This is a genomic window from Adonisia turfae CCMR0081 (assembly GCF_011009555.1).
Lineage (GTDB): Bacteria > Cyanobacteriota > Cyanobacteriia > Phormidesmidales > Phormidesmidaceae > Leptothoe > Leptothoe turfae.
Window position 1 is genome coordinate 27,991 of record NZ_QXHD01000003.1, and the last position, 15,702, is coordinate 43,692.

The 15,702-nt window shown below is 47.2% G+C and carries 14 protein-coding genes; 10 read left to right on the forward strand and 4 right to left on the reverse strand.

Going from position 1 to position 15,702, the window contains the following annotated elements:
• Positions 1–554 precede the first annotated feature (554 nt).
• The 8 genes from cpcD/petH (at position 555) to DXZ20_RS00905 (ending at position 7,728) form a co-directional block, all read left to right on the forward strand.
• Entirely contained in the window at positions 555–1,751 is a 1,197-nt protein-coding gene (cpcD/petH, locus tag DXZ20_RS00870; RefSeq protein WP_163664766.1) for a bifunctional rod-capping linker CpcD/ferredoxin--NADP reductase PetH, read from the forward strand.
• A gap of 116 nt (positions 1,752–1,867) precedes the next feature.
• The gene (locus tag DXZ20_RS00875) at positions 1,868–3,169 is read left to right on the forward strand and encodes a homoserine dehydrogenase (protein ID WP_163664768.1); all 1,302 of its coding nucleotides are present in this window, start codon (positions 1,868–1,870) and stop codon (positions 3,167–3,169) included.
• 16 nt (positions 3,170–3,185) lie between these two features.
• Positions 3,186–4,130: a peptide chain release factor N(5)-glutamine methyltransferase gene (prmC, locus tag DXZ20_RS00880; RefSeq protein WP_163695764.1), complete on the forward strand. Its 945-nt coding sequence runs from the start codon at positions 3,186–3,188 to the stop codon at positions 4,128–4,130.
• A gap of 19 nt (positions 4,131–4,149) precedes the next feature.
• Complete coding sequence (locus DXZ20_RS00885; RefSeq protein ID WP_163664772.1) at positions 4,150–4,656, forward strand: GrpB family protein; 507 nt, start codon at positions 4,150–4,152, stop codon at positions 4,654–4,656.
• 244 nt (positions 4,657–4,900) lie between these two features.
• A complete protein-coding gene (locus DXZ20_RS00890) occupies positions 4,901–6,142 on the forward strand; it encodes an FtsX-like permease family protein (protein ID WP_163664774.1) in 1,242 nt (413 codons plus the stop codon).
• 50 nt (positions 6,143–6,192) lie between these two features.
• Positions 6,193–6,891 (forward strand): ABC transporter ATP-binding protein, encoded by a 699-nt coding sequence (locus DXZ20_RS00895; protein ID WP_163664776.1) that lies wholly within the window; start codon positions 6,193–6,195, stop codon positions 6,889–6,891.
• Between the two features lie 154 nt (positions 6,892–7,045).
• Complete coding sequence (locus DXZ20_RS00900) at positions 7,046–7,384, forward strand: DUF433 domain-containing protein (protein ID WP_163664778.1); 339 nt, start codon at positions 7,046–7,048, stop codon at positions 7,382–7,384.
• Positions 7,378–7,728 carry a DUF5615 family PIN-like protein gene (locus DXZ20_RS00905; RefSeq protein ID WP_163664780.1) on the forward strand — a complete coding sequence of 117 codons (351 nt, stop codon included), beginning with the start codon at positions 7,378–7,380 and terminating at the stop codon, positions 7,726–7,728. Before DXZ20_RS00900 ends, DXZ20_RS00905 begins: the two co-directional genes overlap by 7 nt.
• Before the next feature lie 7 nt (positions 7,729–7,735).
• Here DXZ20_RS00905 and DXZ20_RS00910 read toward each other — a convergent pair whose 3' ends face one another.
• Positions 7,736–8,707 carry an NAD-dependent epimerase/dehydratase family protein gene (locus tag DXZ20_RS00910; RefSeq protein WP_163695767.1) on the reverse strand — a complete coding sequence of 324 codons (972 nt, stop codon included), beginning with the start codon at positions 8,705–8,707 and terminating at the stop codon, positions 7,736–7,738.
• A gap of 316 nt (positions 8,708–9,023) precedes the next feature.
• Between DXZ20_RS00910 and DXZ20_RS00915 the strand changes: the two genes are divergently transcribed.
• Positions 9,024–10,127, forward strand: a complete 1,104-nt coding sequence (locus DXZ20_RS00915; RefSeq protein ID WP_163695770.1) for a fatty acid desaturase — start codon at positions 9,024–9,026, stop codon at positions 10,125–10,127.
• Here DXZ20_RS00915 and DXZ20_RS00920 read toward each other — a convergent pair.
• The 3 genes from DXZ20_RS00920 to DXZ20_RS00930 all read right to left on the reverse strand — a co-directional run bounded on the left by DXZ20_RS00920 (position 10,106) and on the right by DXZ20_RS00930 (position 13,906).
• Entirely contained in the window at positions 10,106–11,248 is a 1,143-nt protein-coding gene (locus DXZ20_RS00920) for a hypothetical protein (protein WP_163664786.1), read from the reverse strand. The two genes, DXZ20_RS00915 and DXZ20_RS00920, sit on opposite strands and share 22 nt — an antisense overlap.
• 125 nt (positions 11,249–11,373) lie before the next feature.
• Positions 11,374–12,657, reverse strand: coding sequence for an aminotransferase class I/II-fold pyridoxal phosphate-dependent enzyme (locus DXZ20_RS00925; protein WP_163664788.1), 1,284 nt, complete (start codon positions 12,655–12,657; stop codon positions 11,374–11,376).
• A 124-nt stretch (positions 12,658–12,781) separates the two neighbouring features.
• Positions 12,782–13,906 (reverse strand): aromatic ring-hydroxylating dioxygenase subunit alpha, encoded by a 1,125-nt coding sequence (locus DXZ20_RS00930; RefSeq protein WP_163695773.1) that lies wholly within the window; start codon positions 13,904–13,906, stop codon positions 12,782–12,784.
• A 419-nt stretch (positions 13,907–14,325) separates the two neighbouring features.
• Here DXZ20_RS00930 and DXZ20_RS00935 point away from each other — a divergent pair, with 419 nt between their 5' ends.
• Complete coding sequence (locus DXZ20_RS00935) at positions 14,326–15,537, forward strand: MFS transporter (RefSeq protein ID WP_163664792.1); 1,212 nt, start codon at positions 14,326–14,328, stop codon at positions 15,535–15,537.
• The last annotated feature ends 165 nt before the right edge of the window (positions 15,538–15,702 follow it).

Below are 15,702 nucleotides of genomic sequence, written 5' to 3' on the forward strand. Positions count from 1 at the left end.
TCCTCTTAGTATGGCATCAAGTCCTATAGATAAAGGGTTGGGAATATATAAACAACCCTTTGAGGACATGGGGATGTCACAAGCACCCACCCATAGGATGGCCGTAATCGCCATCAGGTAGGATCTTGGCCTGTACTTTATGATAAATAGACTTTCGTTTTTTTACAATCTGTCACGTACTTCTCAGATTTGGCAGAATCTCAAAATGACGAGACCAAGGGAGCTTGAGCTATTTTCTGAGAATATTTTGTAAATTTTTATGTCAAGTTTAGGGGCGTTTACCTGATAAAGTCATCATTTGCGCTTCTCAGAAAGCCAAAGACATCATATAAATGCATCGTATTTTATAGTTTCGATCCGATTATCTTCGGTAGGGTACAGGGTGAGCTACAGCGTAAGGTTAACTTTGCCTATGTATCGATAGGGGGCTCCTCAGTCACTGCTCTTCTGTATCAGAACACTTCGCTCAGAATGATACGCTAGATGGATGATTAGTTTCAGATGGGTGGTTAAGCCACTGTCTGAAGGGTTAGGAGATACTAAAAGTTCAGCGCATGTATAATTCGAGCGTCATCGGCGGTAGTGTCAGTATTTCTGGTAACCGTCTGTTTATATATGAGGTCAAAGGCCTAGGCTCAATTGCCGGGAGCATAGCACCCGTGCGTCAGAGCGGGAGCACCTTCGTTACAGTCCCTTATCAGCGTATGGCCGAAGAAACGCGGCGCATCATGCGTATGGGGGGTGAAATTGTTAGCATTCGTCCAGCAAATGGCGATATGCCAACCGTGCCTGTGGCTCAAGTAGCACCTGCAGCAAAGAAACCCATGGCCGAAACCAAAGCTAAAGCTAAGAAACCCGGTGCTAATGTACCGATTAATATTTACAAGCCCAAGACGCCTTACCTGGGTGAATGCCTATCCAACGAAGCCCTAGTGGCAGACGGTGGTATTGGCCTCGTTCAGCATATTAAATTTGATCTGTCTGAAGGTGATTTGGCCTATGTGGAAGGCCAAAGTATCGGTATCATTCCTGAGGGTACTGATGAGAATGGTAAGCCCCATAAGCTGCGGTTATACTCCATCGCATCTACTCGCCATGGGGATGATGTAGACGATAAGACCGTATCCCTTTGCGTTCGTCAGCTTACCTATAATCATCCTGAGAGCGGTGAAACGATCAACGGTGTTTGCTCTACCTATCTCTGTAATCTAGAGCCTGGTACAAAGGTAAAGATTACTGGCCCTGTTGGTAAAGAGATGTTGTTGCCTGACGATCCTGATGCCAAGGTGATCATGATGGGGACAGGGACAGGTATTGCTCCTTTCCGTGCCTATCTGTGGCGCATGTTTAAAGATAAAGAGCGTGAAGCAAATCCTGACTATACGTTTAATGGATTTGCCTGGTTGTTCTTTGGTGTGCCTAAGACACCTAATATTCTGTATAAGGAAGAGCTGGAAGAGATGCAGGCCCAGTATCCTGACAACTTCCGTTTAACCTACGCCATTAGTCGTGAGCAGCAAAACTCCGAAGGTGGTCGTATGTATATCCAGCACCGTATTGCCGAGTACGCTGATGAACTTTGGAGTCTGATTCAGGAGGAGAAGACCCATGTTTACATCTGCGGTTTGCGCGGTATGGAAGGCGGTATCGATGAGGCGTTAACAGCAGCAGCGGCTAAGACCGGTACTGATTGGACTGATTACCGTAAAGGTATGAAGAAAGCCCATCGCTGGCATGTTGAGACTTACTAAGTCTTACTGACTTGGTCGGGTAGCAACATCCAAATAAATATTATGTAAAAGCCAGGTGAGTCTGACGGTTCCCTGGCTTTTACAATAATTTGTGGTAAATCGAGCGGGATAGCACATTGGTTTTCAAGGTTGGATTATTGGGTCTGGGTACGGTAGGCACTGGTACGGCCAAAATTTTGTTAGACGCGGCCCAGCGTCATCCGTTGCTACAAACCTTAGAAATTCATAAGGTGGGTGTACGTTCTTTGGATAAGCCTCGGTCAGTTAATTTACCAGAGATGTGTTTAACCACTGACCTCGAAGCAATAGTGACTGATCCCGATATCGATATTGTGGTGGAAGTCATTGGGGGATTAGAGCCTGCTCGGTCACTGATTTTGGAGGCGATTGAGGATGGCAAGCACGTGGTGACGGCTAATAAAGCTATCATCTCTCGATATGGGAATGAGATTGCTGAAGCTGCCAAAAAAGCGGGTGTGTACGTGCTCTATGAAGCGGCTGTAGGTGGCGGAATTCCTGTTATTCAACCGTTGCAGCAGGCGCTTGGGGTAAACCGGATCGATGCGGTCACTGGCATTATTAATGGAACCACCAACTATATATTGACTCGCATGCAGTCAGAGGGGGGGGACTTTGCTCCGATTTTGGCGGATGCTCAGGCCCTGGGCTATGCAGAGGCTGACCCGACTGCTGATGTAGATGGTCTAGATGCAGCTGATAAGATTGCCATTTTGGCGTCCATTGCCTTTGGAGGAAAAATCCGCCGCGAGGATGTCTTTACGGAAGGTATTCGCAATGTCAGTGCATCGGATGTGGATTATGCGAAAACCTTAGGATTCGTGATCAAGCTGCTTGCGATCGCAAAACAAAACCCCAACGCTGACACTATCCAACTCCGTGTTCACCCTACACTAGTACCGCTCAAGCACCCCCTAGCCAGTGTCAACGATGTTAACAATGCAGTACTCGTTGAAGGCGATCCCATCGGCCAAGTCATGCTCTACGGGCCAGGTGCAGGAGAAGGTCCTACCGCCAGTGCCATCGTGTCGGATGTGATGGCCATTGCCGCCACCCTTCACATGGAGTCTCCGGCTGAAGAAAAACTGCCGAATCCGCTGTTAAGCCATGCCTACAGCGACTATAAGACCATTAGTCCGATGGAGGAATTGGAAAGTCGCTTTTACCTGCGGCTAATGGTGAAGGATCGGCCTGGAGTCATTGGCCATTTAGGCGAAATTTTTGGTAGACATCATCTGAGTCTCGAATCCATCGTGCAGATTGGTTTGCAGGACAGTTTGGCAGAACTCGTGATCGTCACCCATGAAGTGCGGGAAGGCGAGTTCCAGAAGGCTATTGCTGTTCTCAAAGATTCAGCGGATGTGGATTCCATTGCCAGCGTTTTGCGAGTTTTGGGATAGACAGAACGTCTGTGCGATGGAAGATAAGGCGTTTGAAGCTGTTCCTGGGGACGTTTTGTATACGTGGATATTGCAGGCTCGATCTGATGCCCAAAAAAACAATGTCCCTTTGTATGAGGTGGACTGGTTTTTGCAGGGAGTTAGCAGCCTGAGCCCGTCGGAACTAAGCTTAGGGCTGTATCGAGATCGGGTTGTGCCTTTGCGGTATTCGCTGGATTGGTTAACTCAGCAGTGGCAGCGCCGTTTGACCGAACGAGTACCGGTGCAATATCTGGTGGGTGAGACGCCGTGGCGGGATTTAATGCTGACGGTGACACCAGATGTGTTAATACCTCGGCCTGAAACGGAGCTGATGGTGGAGATTATGCAGGCGTGGGTAAAGCAGAACAAAAATCTGCCAGAGCCTATGGTTTGGGCTGATTTGGGGACAGGGAGTGGGGCGATTGCGATCGCAATCGCCAAAGCCTTCCCCGATGCCCAGGTACTAGCTGTTGATATTAGTTCAGAGGCTTTGGCGATTGCTCGTCAAAATGCCCAGCGCAATGGAGCTAACAATCTTGAGTTTCATCAAGGCAACTGGTTTGAGCCGTTAAGGGATTGGCGTGGCAAGTTGTCTGGTGTGATTACTAATCCGCCCTATATTCCAAGTCAGATGGTGCTGGATTTAGAGCCTGAAGTCACTAACCATGAACCCCATCGGGCCTTAGATGGTGGAAATGATGGGTTAGAGGATATTCGTCTGCTCATAGCGAAAGCTCCAAAATTTTTGCAGCCCGGTGGTCTGTGGTTGACAGAACATATGCAGGGACAGGCGCAAACCATTGCCGCTATGCTGGCAGCTACAGATATCTATAAGGACATTCAGATTCACCCAGATTTAGCTGGCATTGAGCGATTTATCTCAGCGACATTTAGTCCTTGGATCCCAGCAATGTTGAAACCAGCTAGAGTTTTTAAGTAATCCAACATGCTCATAAATCATGGCATCAGCTCCAGTAGAACTTTCGGCCTATGATCTTGAATGGCCCGCCAAGTTTAAAGCTGAAAAAGCCTTCTTGATAGAGGTCATTGGTCATTGGCGTTGGGGCAGTGTTGAGCATGTGGGCAGCACTGCCGTGTCAGGCCTTTTGGCAAAACCAGTGATTGACATCATGTTTGGGGTGAAATCGCTGGAGGTTTCAAGGCCAGCAATTGATGTGTTGACCAGGAACGGCTATCAATATTTTCCCTATAAACCGGATGTCATGCATTGGTTCTGTAAACCATCCGATGCTGTGCGGACACACCACCTCCACTTAATTCCCTATGAAAGTGAGCTGTGGCAAGAGCGAATTCGGTTTCGGGATTTGCTTCGTTCTAACCGTGCGATCGCTAGCGACTACGCTGCCTTAAAACAGGCGTTAGCTGAACGTTATCACTATGATCGCGAGGCCTATACCCAAGCAAAATGGCCCTTTATTCAACGAGTTTTGGAGATGGCCAAATAATCATAGGGTCTGATGCGACCGCTTGCTCAGAACCTATGGCTTGATGAGGTGTAGGACAGTTTGGTTTCTATCCCGTGTAAGCCTTTGCTGATTGGTTTCCCGCTAGAATGGTTGCACTGAGGGCGACTGCTTTACTAGCGTGAGCGTTGCTGATCCTGAGGAGGATTTGATCTGGAAGTTCCTGATCAATAGCACTTATTTCAGATCGATTCATCTTGTAAATCAGCAACGGCCTGTGTGGACTATGGTTTCGTTAGCCCGTAAAAATCTACTCAAAGACCTACCACGGTTTCTGGTGGCCCAAGCCGGTATTATGTTTGCCGTCAGTTTGGTCACAATCCAAACTGGTATCCTTAAGGGTTTTACTCGATCGACAACGCTGCTGATTGATAATTCGGCTGCCGATATTTGGGTTGCGTCAGAAAATATCGTTAACTTTGAGCTCACTGAACCTTTTCCCTATGTGCAGGTTCAGCGGGCCCAATCAATTGAAGGGATAGCCCGTGCAGAGGCACTCATCATGGGGTCAGGCCGCTGGTATGCGGACGGTAATCTGACAACGCTACGGGTGTTTGGGTTTGACCCCAATGGACAACTATTTCGTCCCGGTGAGGTTTCCGATGCAACACTGAAAGCTTTAAGTGCTCCCTATTCAGCGTTGATTGACCGCACCAATATGCGTTCATTTCGGATTGATGGTGTGGGAGATACGGCTCGCATTCGTCAGTTGCCGGTCATGGTAGTCGGCTTGACCCAGGATACCCAATCTCTGGTTTCTAGCAAATTTGTTTTCACATCTTTGTTGAATGCCAATGCCTATATTAGTTCTGGGTTTTCGGCTGGATTAACCTGTCAGCTTGGGAATGGTGATATTACCTGTGTGAATGCCTATCAGCGTGATCCAGATGCGGCGAGTGCTGATGTGGGTGATCCAGAACCGCTCAGCTCAGATTCTCCGGTGACCTACATTTTGATCAAAGCTGAGCCGGGGGAAAATTTACAAATTCTCAAGCAACGCATAGAGTCTTCTCTGTCGGGAACTAAGGCGTTCACTAAGGATGAACTGATTAATATCACCCAGGCCTATTGGCAGAATCGTACGGGCATAGGTTTTATCTTAGGGTTAGGGGCCATTGTCGGTGTGATTGTCGGCATGGTAGTGGTGGCTCAGATTTTGTATACGTCGGTTTCTGAAAATCTGCGGCAGTTTGGCACCCTCAAGGCTATGGGGGCTTCAGATTGGGATATCTACAGCGTGATTTTAGAGCAGTCGCTGTGGATGGCGGTGTTGGGCTATGTGCCAGGTTTATTGCTGTGCTGGGGAATAGGCACTTGGACGGCGGCGACCCAAGGGATTGTGGTGTTGATTACCCCCCTAAGTGCTTTTGGGGTATTTGGCATCACGGTTGTGATGTGTGTTGGGGCTGCTGTTTTTGCGATTCAGAAGGTGACACGAGTGGATCCGGGAATTGTGTTTAAGGCATAACCGCCTGAGATGAAGAGAGACGTGAATGTGAGGTGTGAGTTTAAGAATTAATGGTTGCGATCGCAGCAAATAACATCCAAATGTCCTTTATGTCGGGCACCACTGAAACCAAGGTGCTCAAGGGCATTGATCTGGCCATTCCCCGTGGTCAAATTCGACTGATGATGGGGCCTTCTGGGTCTGGAAAAACGACGCTGCTATCGATTTTGGCAGGGATTTTGACGCCTACAGCCGGGCAGGTAGAGCTACTGGGCCAAGAAATTACAAAGCTATCGCCCAAAGAACTTACCGCTTTTCGCCGTGACCACATCGGCTTTATTTTCCAAAGCTTTAATCTATTTCCTGCCCTCACTGCTTTGGAAAATATTGAGCTAGCCCTACAGATCAAGCATAAAAAAGGATTGGCTATCAAAGAACAAGCTTTTGATTTACTAAAACAGGTGGGGTTAGGTGATCGGGCAAATAATTTACCAGCGGATCTATCGGGTGGTCAAAAGCAGCGAGTTGCGATCGCCCGTGCTCTAGCAGGCGAGCCGGAATTAATTATGGCTGATGAACCGACAGCGGCTTTAGATTCAGCCACTGGCCATGATGTGATTGAGCTCATGCAGTATTTGGCTAAAAACAAAGGCTGCACGGTCTTGATCATTACCCACGATCCACGCATTACCGATGCTGCCGATGAAATTACCTACTTAGAAGATGGTGTTTTAGCCAAGCAATCAAGTTTAGTCAGTGGATTTCATTAAGGAGGCGATGATGACTGCCATCCTAATTCAAAGTCCCGACAGGGTCGTTTTACAAAATATCAGCTGGCAAAGTTATCAGTGTCTGTCTCAACATCATTAATACTGGCCCTGCTGGCATTTGCTACGATCATTATCAATTTCCCCATCTGTTCCCATGACATTTGCAATCATTGCAGACCCGCCACCACTAGAAATCAATCCTGATAACGTTGTGCTGGTGGGCAAAACCCGTATCACTTTAGATACTGTGGTCACTGTTTTCAAGCAAGGTACAACGGCGGAAGAAATCGTCCATCGCTACCCCGCTTTGAACCTGGCAGATGTATATGCCACCATTGCGTTTTACCTAAATCACCAGCAGATGGTTGAGGACTATTTAGCAGAACGTCAGGCCCAGTCAAAAACCATTCAGCAGTTGAATGAAGCGCGGTTAGACCCCAATGGCATTCGCGATCGATTGCTGAATCGTAAACATGCACAAGAAGCATGTTAAAGCTTTTGGCAGACGAAAACTTCGACAATACAATCATTAGAGGTCTGTTCAGACGTAATCCAAGTATTGATATTGCTAGAGTTCAAGACGTTGCCCTATCCGGTAAAGATGACCCAACCGTATTGGCATGGGCTGCCCAAGAACAGCGTGTGTTGTTAACCCATGATGTGGCTACGATTACCAAATACGCCTATGAAAGAGTTGCCCAAGGTTATTCAATGCCAGGAGTGATCGAAGTACCAACCAATGCGCCCGTTGGCCAAGTCATTGAGGATGTTTTGACAATCCTAGAATGTATTGCAACTGGGGAGTTAGAAGGCCAAATTTTGTATTTACCGCTATGACCTAACTTTAAGTGGCTGTTAGTTCCTGTGCAATACCGGTCAGGATTTCAGGGACTGAACGGGGCTGCCAGCCCAGGACTCGTATGGCTTTTTCACTACTAATGCGGACGCAGCGGTCATAGATATAGTGAACCAGCTCATTATTTAATGGTGCATTCCAGGAAAAGAGCTTGCCGATGGGATCTAGAATGCCGCCAATCAGTCTGACTAGTGGCTTGGGTGCATCAGCTGGAGCTTTTACCCCCGCCGCATCGCCCAGAATCTTAAACATTTCGCCGATGGATAGCTCGCCTGCAGAGATGATGAAATGTTCGCCAGAGGGAGCTTTTTCCGCAGCCAGCACCATAGCTTGAACCAGGTCGTCGACATGGACGATGCCAGTGATGCGATCGCACCCCGGCCACAATGGCAGCCGCCCCTTCAAAAACAACTTAATCACCGGCCCAAAGTGCGGATCATCCGCCCCAAAAATTCCCCCCGGCATCAAACTTACCGCCGCAAACCCATCGGTTACATGCTGATTCACCAATTGCTGCGCCTTGTACTTCGTCTCATCATAGGCAGACGAAAATCCTGTTTGCGTACGTTGATAGGTCTCATCAATCACCTGACCAGCCGTATCACCATAGATGCCAATGGTGCTGCAATAGATCAGTTTGGGAGGATGATCTTGAACCCTGATCGCCCCCAAGACTGTACGAGTCCCTTCCACATTCACCCGCTCCATCCTGGCCGCATCCACAATACCCAAATCAACACAAGCAGCAATGTGAAACACCACATCCACCCCTGCCATCGCCTGACTAAGTATTGCTGCATCAGTAATGTCACCGTAAGCTAGTTCAATATCCATGTTTGCGAGCCGTGACAGATCGCTCGTGCGGCGAACTAAGCCAATGACCTTATGCCCCTGGGAGCTGAGCAGCTTAACTAAATGGGAACCAGTGAAGCCATTTGCTCCTGTAACAAGTGCTTTCATGCGTTTGCTTGATGCTTTTTAGTAAACCTGATGAACCCAAGGGATCTAATGCCAGTGACTCTGGGCTTAAGCTGTTATCGTAACGGAAATCTCGTCGTTTTTATGGATTGTACAACCGACACAGCTGCATTAATAAAGCAGCTAAGATGAGACAGCTAAGACAACGTTGAACTAATAACTCAGCCATCATCACTAATTTCATTTATTCAAATGAGTAGTTTTGGTTTACCTAAAACCAAAAAAACGCTGAATAAAAGATTGCTTTTCTACTTTACATATTTACCTAAAGCAGGATGCTTTTAGAGTATCCCATTGAATGAAAACAACAATTGAAAAGTCTGACTTTGTTCTGACTCCCTATATGCAGAGCAATAATTGGCGTGCTACATATCAGGTCTTAAACACGCTGATTCCATACATTCTTCTATGGGTTTTAGCCGTAAAAGTTGCCAAAATCTATATTTGGCTCATACCTCCAATCATCATTCTTTTAGTACTTTTCTCATTGCGCTGCTTTTCTTTAATGCATGATTGTGGACATTACTCACTTTTTCGGTCTAAAAAAGTCAATCGAGTCGTTGGCTTTATTTTTGGTCTTGTTAATGCGATGCCCCAATATTGGTGGTCGCGAGACCATGCGTATCACCACAAAACCAATGGTGATTGGGAGCGGTATCGAGGCATTGGCGATTTCTTATCGACTAAAGAGTATGCTCAGCTGACTCCATCAGAGCAAAATTTATATAGGATGCTTAGACATCCATTGATGGCATTTCCTGGTGGCTTTTTCTATCTAGCCTTTAAACCCAGAATAATTTTCGTTTTGGGTATTTATGATTTTATTTGTCATGGCTTTAGTTGCTTAAGGTCTACGCCTAAAACGAGCTGGTCGGCTATACTTTCTTCCCATCAACCGAAGCATTGGTCTACAGCTGCTGAGTTTTGGGATATCTTGCTCAACAATATTTTTGTGGTTAGTAGCTGGTTTTTACTTTGTCGTTGGCTAGGGACAGGATTTTTCTTGGGAATTTACTCCGCTGTACTGACGCTCTCAGCGGCAATTTTTATCAATGTCTTTTTTGTTCAGCACAATTTTGATGGAGCCTATGCCCACAAAACGGAAGGCTGGGACTATTTAACGGGGGCTATTGAAGGCAGTAGTTATTTAGAATTGCCCACTATTTTAAAGTGGTTTACGGCTGATATTAGCTATCACAATATCCATCATCTTTCTGAAAGAATTCCTAATTACAATCTGAAGGCATGCCATCAGAAAAATAATCATCTTCTTTTAGATTCAAAGACAATTAAGATGAGCGAAATGTTGGACTGCGCTCAGTTTATTTTGTGGGATTCTGATGCTAATAAATTAGTATCTATCGAGGCATTTCACCGTGATCAGGCTAATACCTTTTCGTAAATTCGATAGGTTTTGTAGATGGTGGCTCCGGTGCTTTCAATGATGTTTCGCGATCGCATGTTGTCCTCATAGACCCAAGACAATTCGGAACGCTTATAGGGGGGATTTTTCTCTGTGCCCCCCTTCATGCCTAAATACACCACTGCCAACGCCACCATGTTGCGACTGTATTCCGGTAGCGTACAAATAGCCAAAACCCTTGCTTGGTCAATCTTGCGACGAAACCAAAGAAATTTGAGAATACCAAAAATATTAAGCTTGCCCTTCACATGCTTAAGGGCAATGTTGTAATCCGGCAGAGCCATAAAAAAGCCAACCATTTTGTTGTCGGAGTCTTTTTTCGGGTCTTCTGCAATCACGAAAATATCTGTATCCACCAGAGTCTGCAGCTCCCGCGCCTCCACCATAAACTCCTCTTCAGTGCGGGCACTAGAACTCCAGTTATGGGCAAATGCTGTGGTGAACAGCTCGTAAATTTGACGACAGTCTTGCTCAAATGCTTTGCCTTTAGTATGGATGGTGCGAAACTTAATGCCAGCTTTCTGCGCGATCTTATAACCCCGTTCAAAGCTGTCGGGTAAAGGTTGATCCAGCGGTAAATCATAGGCGTAGACATCCTTAGCCTTGTGCCAGCCGTTAGCCTCCATGATGTCCAGATAATACTGAGGGTTATAGGGCATCATCAGCATCGGGTCCGAATCAAACCCATCTGCCAAAAAACAACAGTTATTATGGGTCGATAGATCAATGGGACCGCGAGCTACAGTCATGCCCTGCTGTTTGAGCCAGTTGGTAGCCTCATCTAGCATTGCCTGACCGATGTTGTGATTGTCAACGCATTCAAAAAAGCCCATGAGCCCAACCGATTTACCTTCACGTTCAATCAGGCGATCATTAACAGCCGCAACCACTCGACCTATAGGCTGTTCATTGTGGTAAGCAACAAACTGCTGGAGCTTGCCGTATTGAAAAAATGAATTCTCCTCTGAAAACTGTTTAGCCGTACTCGACTCGATGGGGGCAACCCAATGAGGGTCATTGCGGTATACGTAAGATGGGACCGCGAGAAAGTCAGCTTTGTCTTTGGCGGTAGTGACCGTCTTGATGGAAAAATTACGCATAGCTGGGAAAGTCGGAACTGGGGAGTAGAGAGTAGGAGATGAAACCAAAATAAAGCCACATCTTAAGGAATAAATTTGAGTTTATTCCCCCATTACCTATGCCCTACTCCCTATTGCCTTTTTACCTAAGCGTACTGAGCAACCGCACCGCCAAGCTTCTGACGGACAGCAACCATGGCTTCTATTAGCCGATCCATTTCGGCTTGGGTATGAAGCGCATTGGCCGTAATCCGTAAGCGAGGCTTAGCAATAAACCAGATGGCCGAAACCCAAATGCCGTGTTCTTCCATGAGGGCGCGAGCAAAGGATTTGGGATCTAGGTCAGGGGGAAGCAATACGGGGACAACGTTAGTCTCACCGATGGCGTCAAAACCAGCAGCAATCAGCTTAGAGCGCAGATAACGAGTATTAGACTGCAACTTAGCCACGCGTTCTGGCTGACTGCGTACCTGGCGGATACTCTCTAATGCTGCTGCGGTGACTGGTGGGGGAAGAGAAATAGTACCGATGGAGGTGGGGGACACATCCAAAAGGTCAATGAGCTCTCGGTTTGAGGCACTAATGGCGGCACCTGCGGAGCCTGCAAACTTTGAAAAAGTCGTCATGATGATGGGTACAATGCCACGGTCAATCACAGACTGGGGAGTAATTCCAAAGTGGTCGTAAATGCCTTCACCTTTTCCACCAATGGCACCACTGGCATGGGCTTCATCCATGACCACAACGCTGCCGGGGTAGTCTTCCATGATGTCTAACATGCGGGGCAGCGGTACCACATCACCATCCATGGAAAAGACCGCGTCAGAAATTACAATCACCCGGTCATCAGGACGCACATAGCGGCGCATCTTACGCTCTAGATCGTCCATGTCACAGTGACGATAGGCTTTGACCCGCACCTTGGGACTATGGCCGAACATCTTACCTGAGCGATTATCGGCATTAACCACGGCTGCAATAATGCAACCGTGGTTCAGCACGTCGCTAAAGATAATCGTCTCACGGGTATGCTGGAACCCTTGAACAGGTACTGCTAGATGGCAAAAACCATCCATTAATGCCTGTAAGGCCATCCATGCATTAAGAAACAACTGAGTATGGGGCAAATGCTTGAAAGCAGAAATTTCCTCCTCTAGCTGACGATGTAAGTCAATGCGACCACTTAGGACTGAACAAGAGCTGTTTGAGGTGCCATAACGACGAATGGAGTCGATAGCAGCCTGTGTGACAGCATCATCTTGCGCCATACCTAACACGTCGTTGGTACAAAACGTCAGAACCTGATGCCGTTTACCAGTTCCCTGTTCTTCTACATCAATCTGATTGCCATTTTTATGGTGGCAAATAAACTTGTCAGGGTATAACCCGCTTGCATGTAAACGCTGCACGTAGTCATTAACGACTTCCACAATTTACTCCTCATCACCTACATTGAGCATATCAATCAACCAAGGTCTGAGCCTAGAAAGCCGATGAACCTATAGGTACAACAGGCCTTGGCAACGGAGGCTTGGGTATCCCCAAGCGGGCGAATCACACAAGCATACCGTTACTAACCTCCTGAGATGGTGGGATAGAAGACTCTTTGGCTGCTTCTAAAGAAGATGAATGCGAAACTTCTAAATGCTCATATTGACTGACTATGACTCTTTGTAGAGCAATAATTGCTGGATTAACTTCGACGTAGTTGCGATGCGGGTCGATGGAGTAATTACGTTGTTCACTTTCCATCATTTCTACGTCTTGATGTAGAAACTTAAGAAAAATACTGTTCAAAATCACTTTTTCGAGCATTCTGGCTACGGGACCCGTCAGTAACCATTGGGGTAGTGGCAGCTTTAGGAACATTAGAGAAAAGGATTTTGTTTCGGTGGGGCCGATGGGCAACCGCATCAGATAAAGCGAGGAAACTGACTCTAAGGCGGTTGCATAGTGGGGGTATTGATAACGGATAGAGACGGTGCGGGTGGTACTGTCACTGCCTTTAGTGCCCAATCCCAGAAGCTTACTCAGAAAGCCCTTATAAGAGACTTGGTAATCGGCTGATACGCTGTTGTCATCTTGCTTTAAATTGAGCAGCTTGGGGTCATACCAGCCCTGCAGATCTTTGTGTAAAAACCCATGGAAGACGTCCATTGTATTTTCATTACAAATGGAAAAATGGGCCTGAAAATGTCCAGGAATACGCACCATAAACCAGCCTGGCTGATTATATTGAGGTACTTCTGGTAAAGGTTGGTGTTCAGCTAATTCAGCATCTCCTGGAAAAACCCAAACAATGCCATAGGCTTCGCGAGTAGGGTAGCGACGGGCTTGGGCACAGGGTAACTTTTGTTCCTTTGGGTAGTAAGGGATGCTAACACACTGACCCTCTTGATCAAACTCCCAACCATGGTAGGGACAGACCAGATTGTTGCCGTGAACCTCTCCTTGATGCAGTTCTACTCCTTTGTGGGGACAGGCATCCGCTAGCGCGTTAACGTCTCCATTGGCATCACGATAGAGCGCCAAAGAAGATTCCCAAACTCGGACAGATACTACTTCCTCGGGCTTGAGCTGATCAGCCCAAAAAACTGGATACCAATAGTTAGGGTTGATACCAACAGCACGTGCGCGGCGATATATGGGTTGACCTTTGAGAACAGTAGATGCTTCCATCTTCTAAAGCTAGAATTACAGATTAAAAAATTATCATCATTAAAGTCTTTCCACTGTACGAGACCTAACTTGATTTTTGCTGAGTAAAGCCCTAGTAAACTCAGATTATCGACTCAAATCGGATTTCATTGTGGTTGCAGTATGACGGTAGTCAACATCCTACCGATGCGATTTAGTGACGCTTCGATAACTGGCAATGAAGTCCAATAAAAATATTTGAGCCGTCGGCTACAACATGGACAGCCACCTCAAATCAAAGTAGAGATATGCACGTAACAGCATTATTAAGGTTAGGTATAAGTTTTTGCTTATACCTAACCTTAATAACCAGTTATGGGTAATGTTAACATCTATTAACTTGTCGCGAACGACTGGCCCGTGGAGGTGCGTTTCCTGCAAGTGTTACTGTGTTCCCCCCTATGACCACTGTCTATCAGAAACCGGTTCCCCCTGAGCTAGAACGGCTTGATAAATTACCACCCCCCTCATCGCCACGACGCCAGTCTTGGCAGGTGTTGGCTGTTCTGATGATGGCAGGCTGTTTGTCGAGTGCGGCTGGAGCCATCGTTGCACCCGTTTTTCCAGAAATTGTGGCTCAGTTTGAGCTGAGTAGTCGTTGGGCTGGAGTGTTAGTGAGCACCCATACGCTGACTACGGCTCTGGCTAGTCTTGTATTTGGTCTATTGGCAAGTCGCTTAGGCAGTGTGCGTATTTTGATATCTTGCCTGCTGGGGTATGCGATTGTTGGTAGCCTGGGTGCATTGGCCCAAGGTTTTTGGGGGGTTTTGCTGTCGCGGGCGCTAGTGGGCATTGCTAGCGGTGGCATTGGGGCAGGCAGTATTGGTATTTTGAGTAATCTTTATGATGGCGAAGCTCGTACACGCATGATGGGCTACGCTACCAGTGCCTTAGCTACGGCTACGGTTATTTTCCCAATTTTGGGTGGCTGGCTGGGGTTATACCATTGGCGCTGGGCTTTTGCTCTTTATGGCTTAGGGGTACCAGTGGCTCTGGCGGGTTTGTTGGTGTTGACTAAAGGAGGTCGCCGTGCGTCTGGTATGCCTCAAACTGGGGAGATTGGCAAAACTCTTCAGCAGAGTAGTGTGTTGCTGCTTTTGCTGGCTCTGGCGACAGCCTCAGCCATTTTTTATGTAGTAGTTGTATATGCACCGCTCTATCTCAAGGAGACGATCGACGCATCTTCCTTGTTAAACGGCTTTGTGTTATCTGCTCGTTCAGTAGGTGCGGCGGTGATTGCAGCGGTAGGTGCAGCTAAGGTTTCAAAACGGTTGGGAGCTGGTGGTGCGATCGCATCTGGCTTTTTCCTGATGGCCATTTCGTTGGCGACTATCCCTAATGTGCTCTCTCCGCCGTTAATGCTACTGGCCGGGTTGCTCTTTGGTTTAGGGTTTGGCTTGGTAATGCCAAATTTCTACAGTGCGTTAGCCGATTTATCCCCTGATGCCCAACGTTCAGGATTGCTAGCCATTGGTACAGGTTGTGCCTCTCTTGGTCAGTTTGTCTCCCCGTTCATTTTTGGTCCAGTGTGGGCCGCCGCAGACACCAACGTGTTTTACATAGCGGCAATTATCGCTGCTACAGTAGGTGGGTTGAACTGGATGTATCGATAAAAGCGAACGTTTGATGATTCTTAAGCAGTCGCTGCTGAACTTTCTCAAAATAGGGGCCATTCCCCTACTGTTAACTGGGGTTGCGCTCAGGCAAATCATACTGGTGCAAACGCTTGGTCTGAGTCCGTGGCATGGGGGGGGGTTTGGTATGTTTGCCTCCATTGA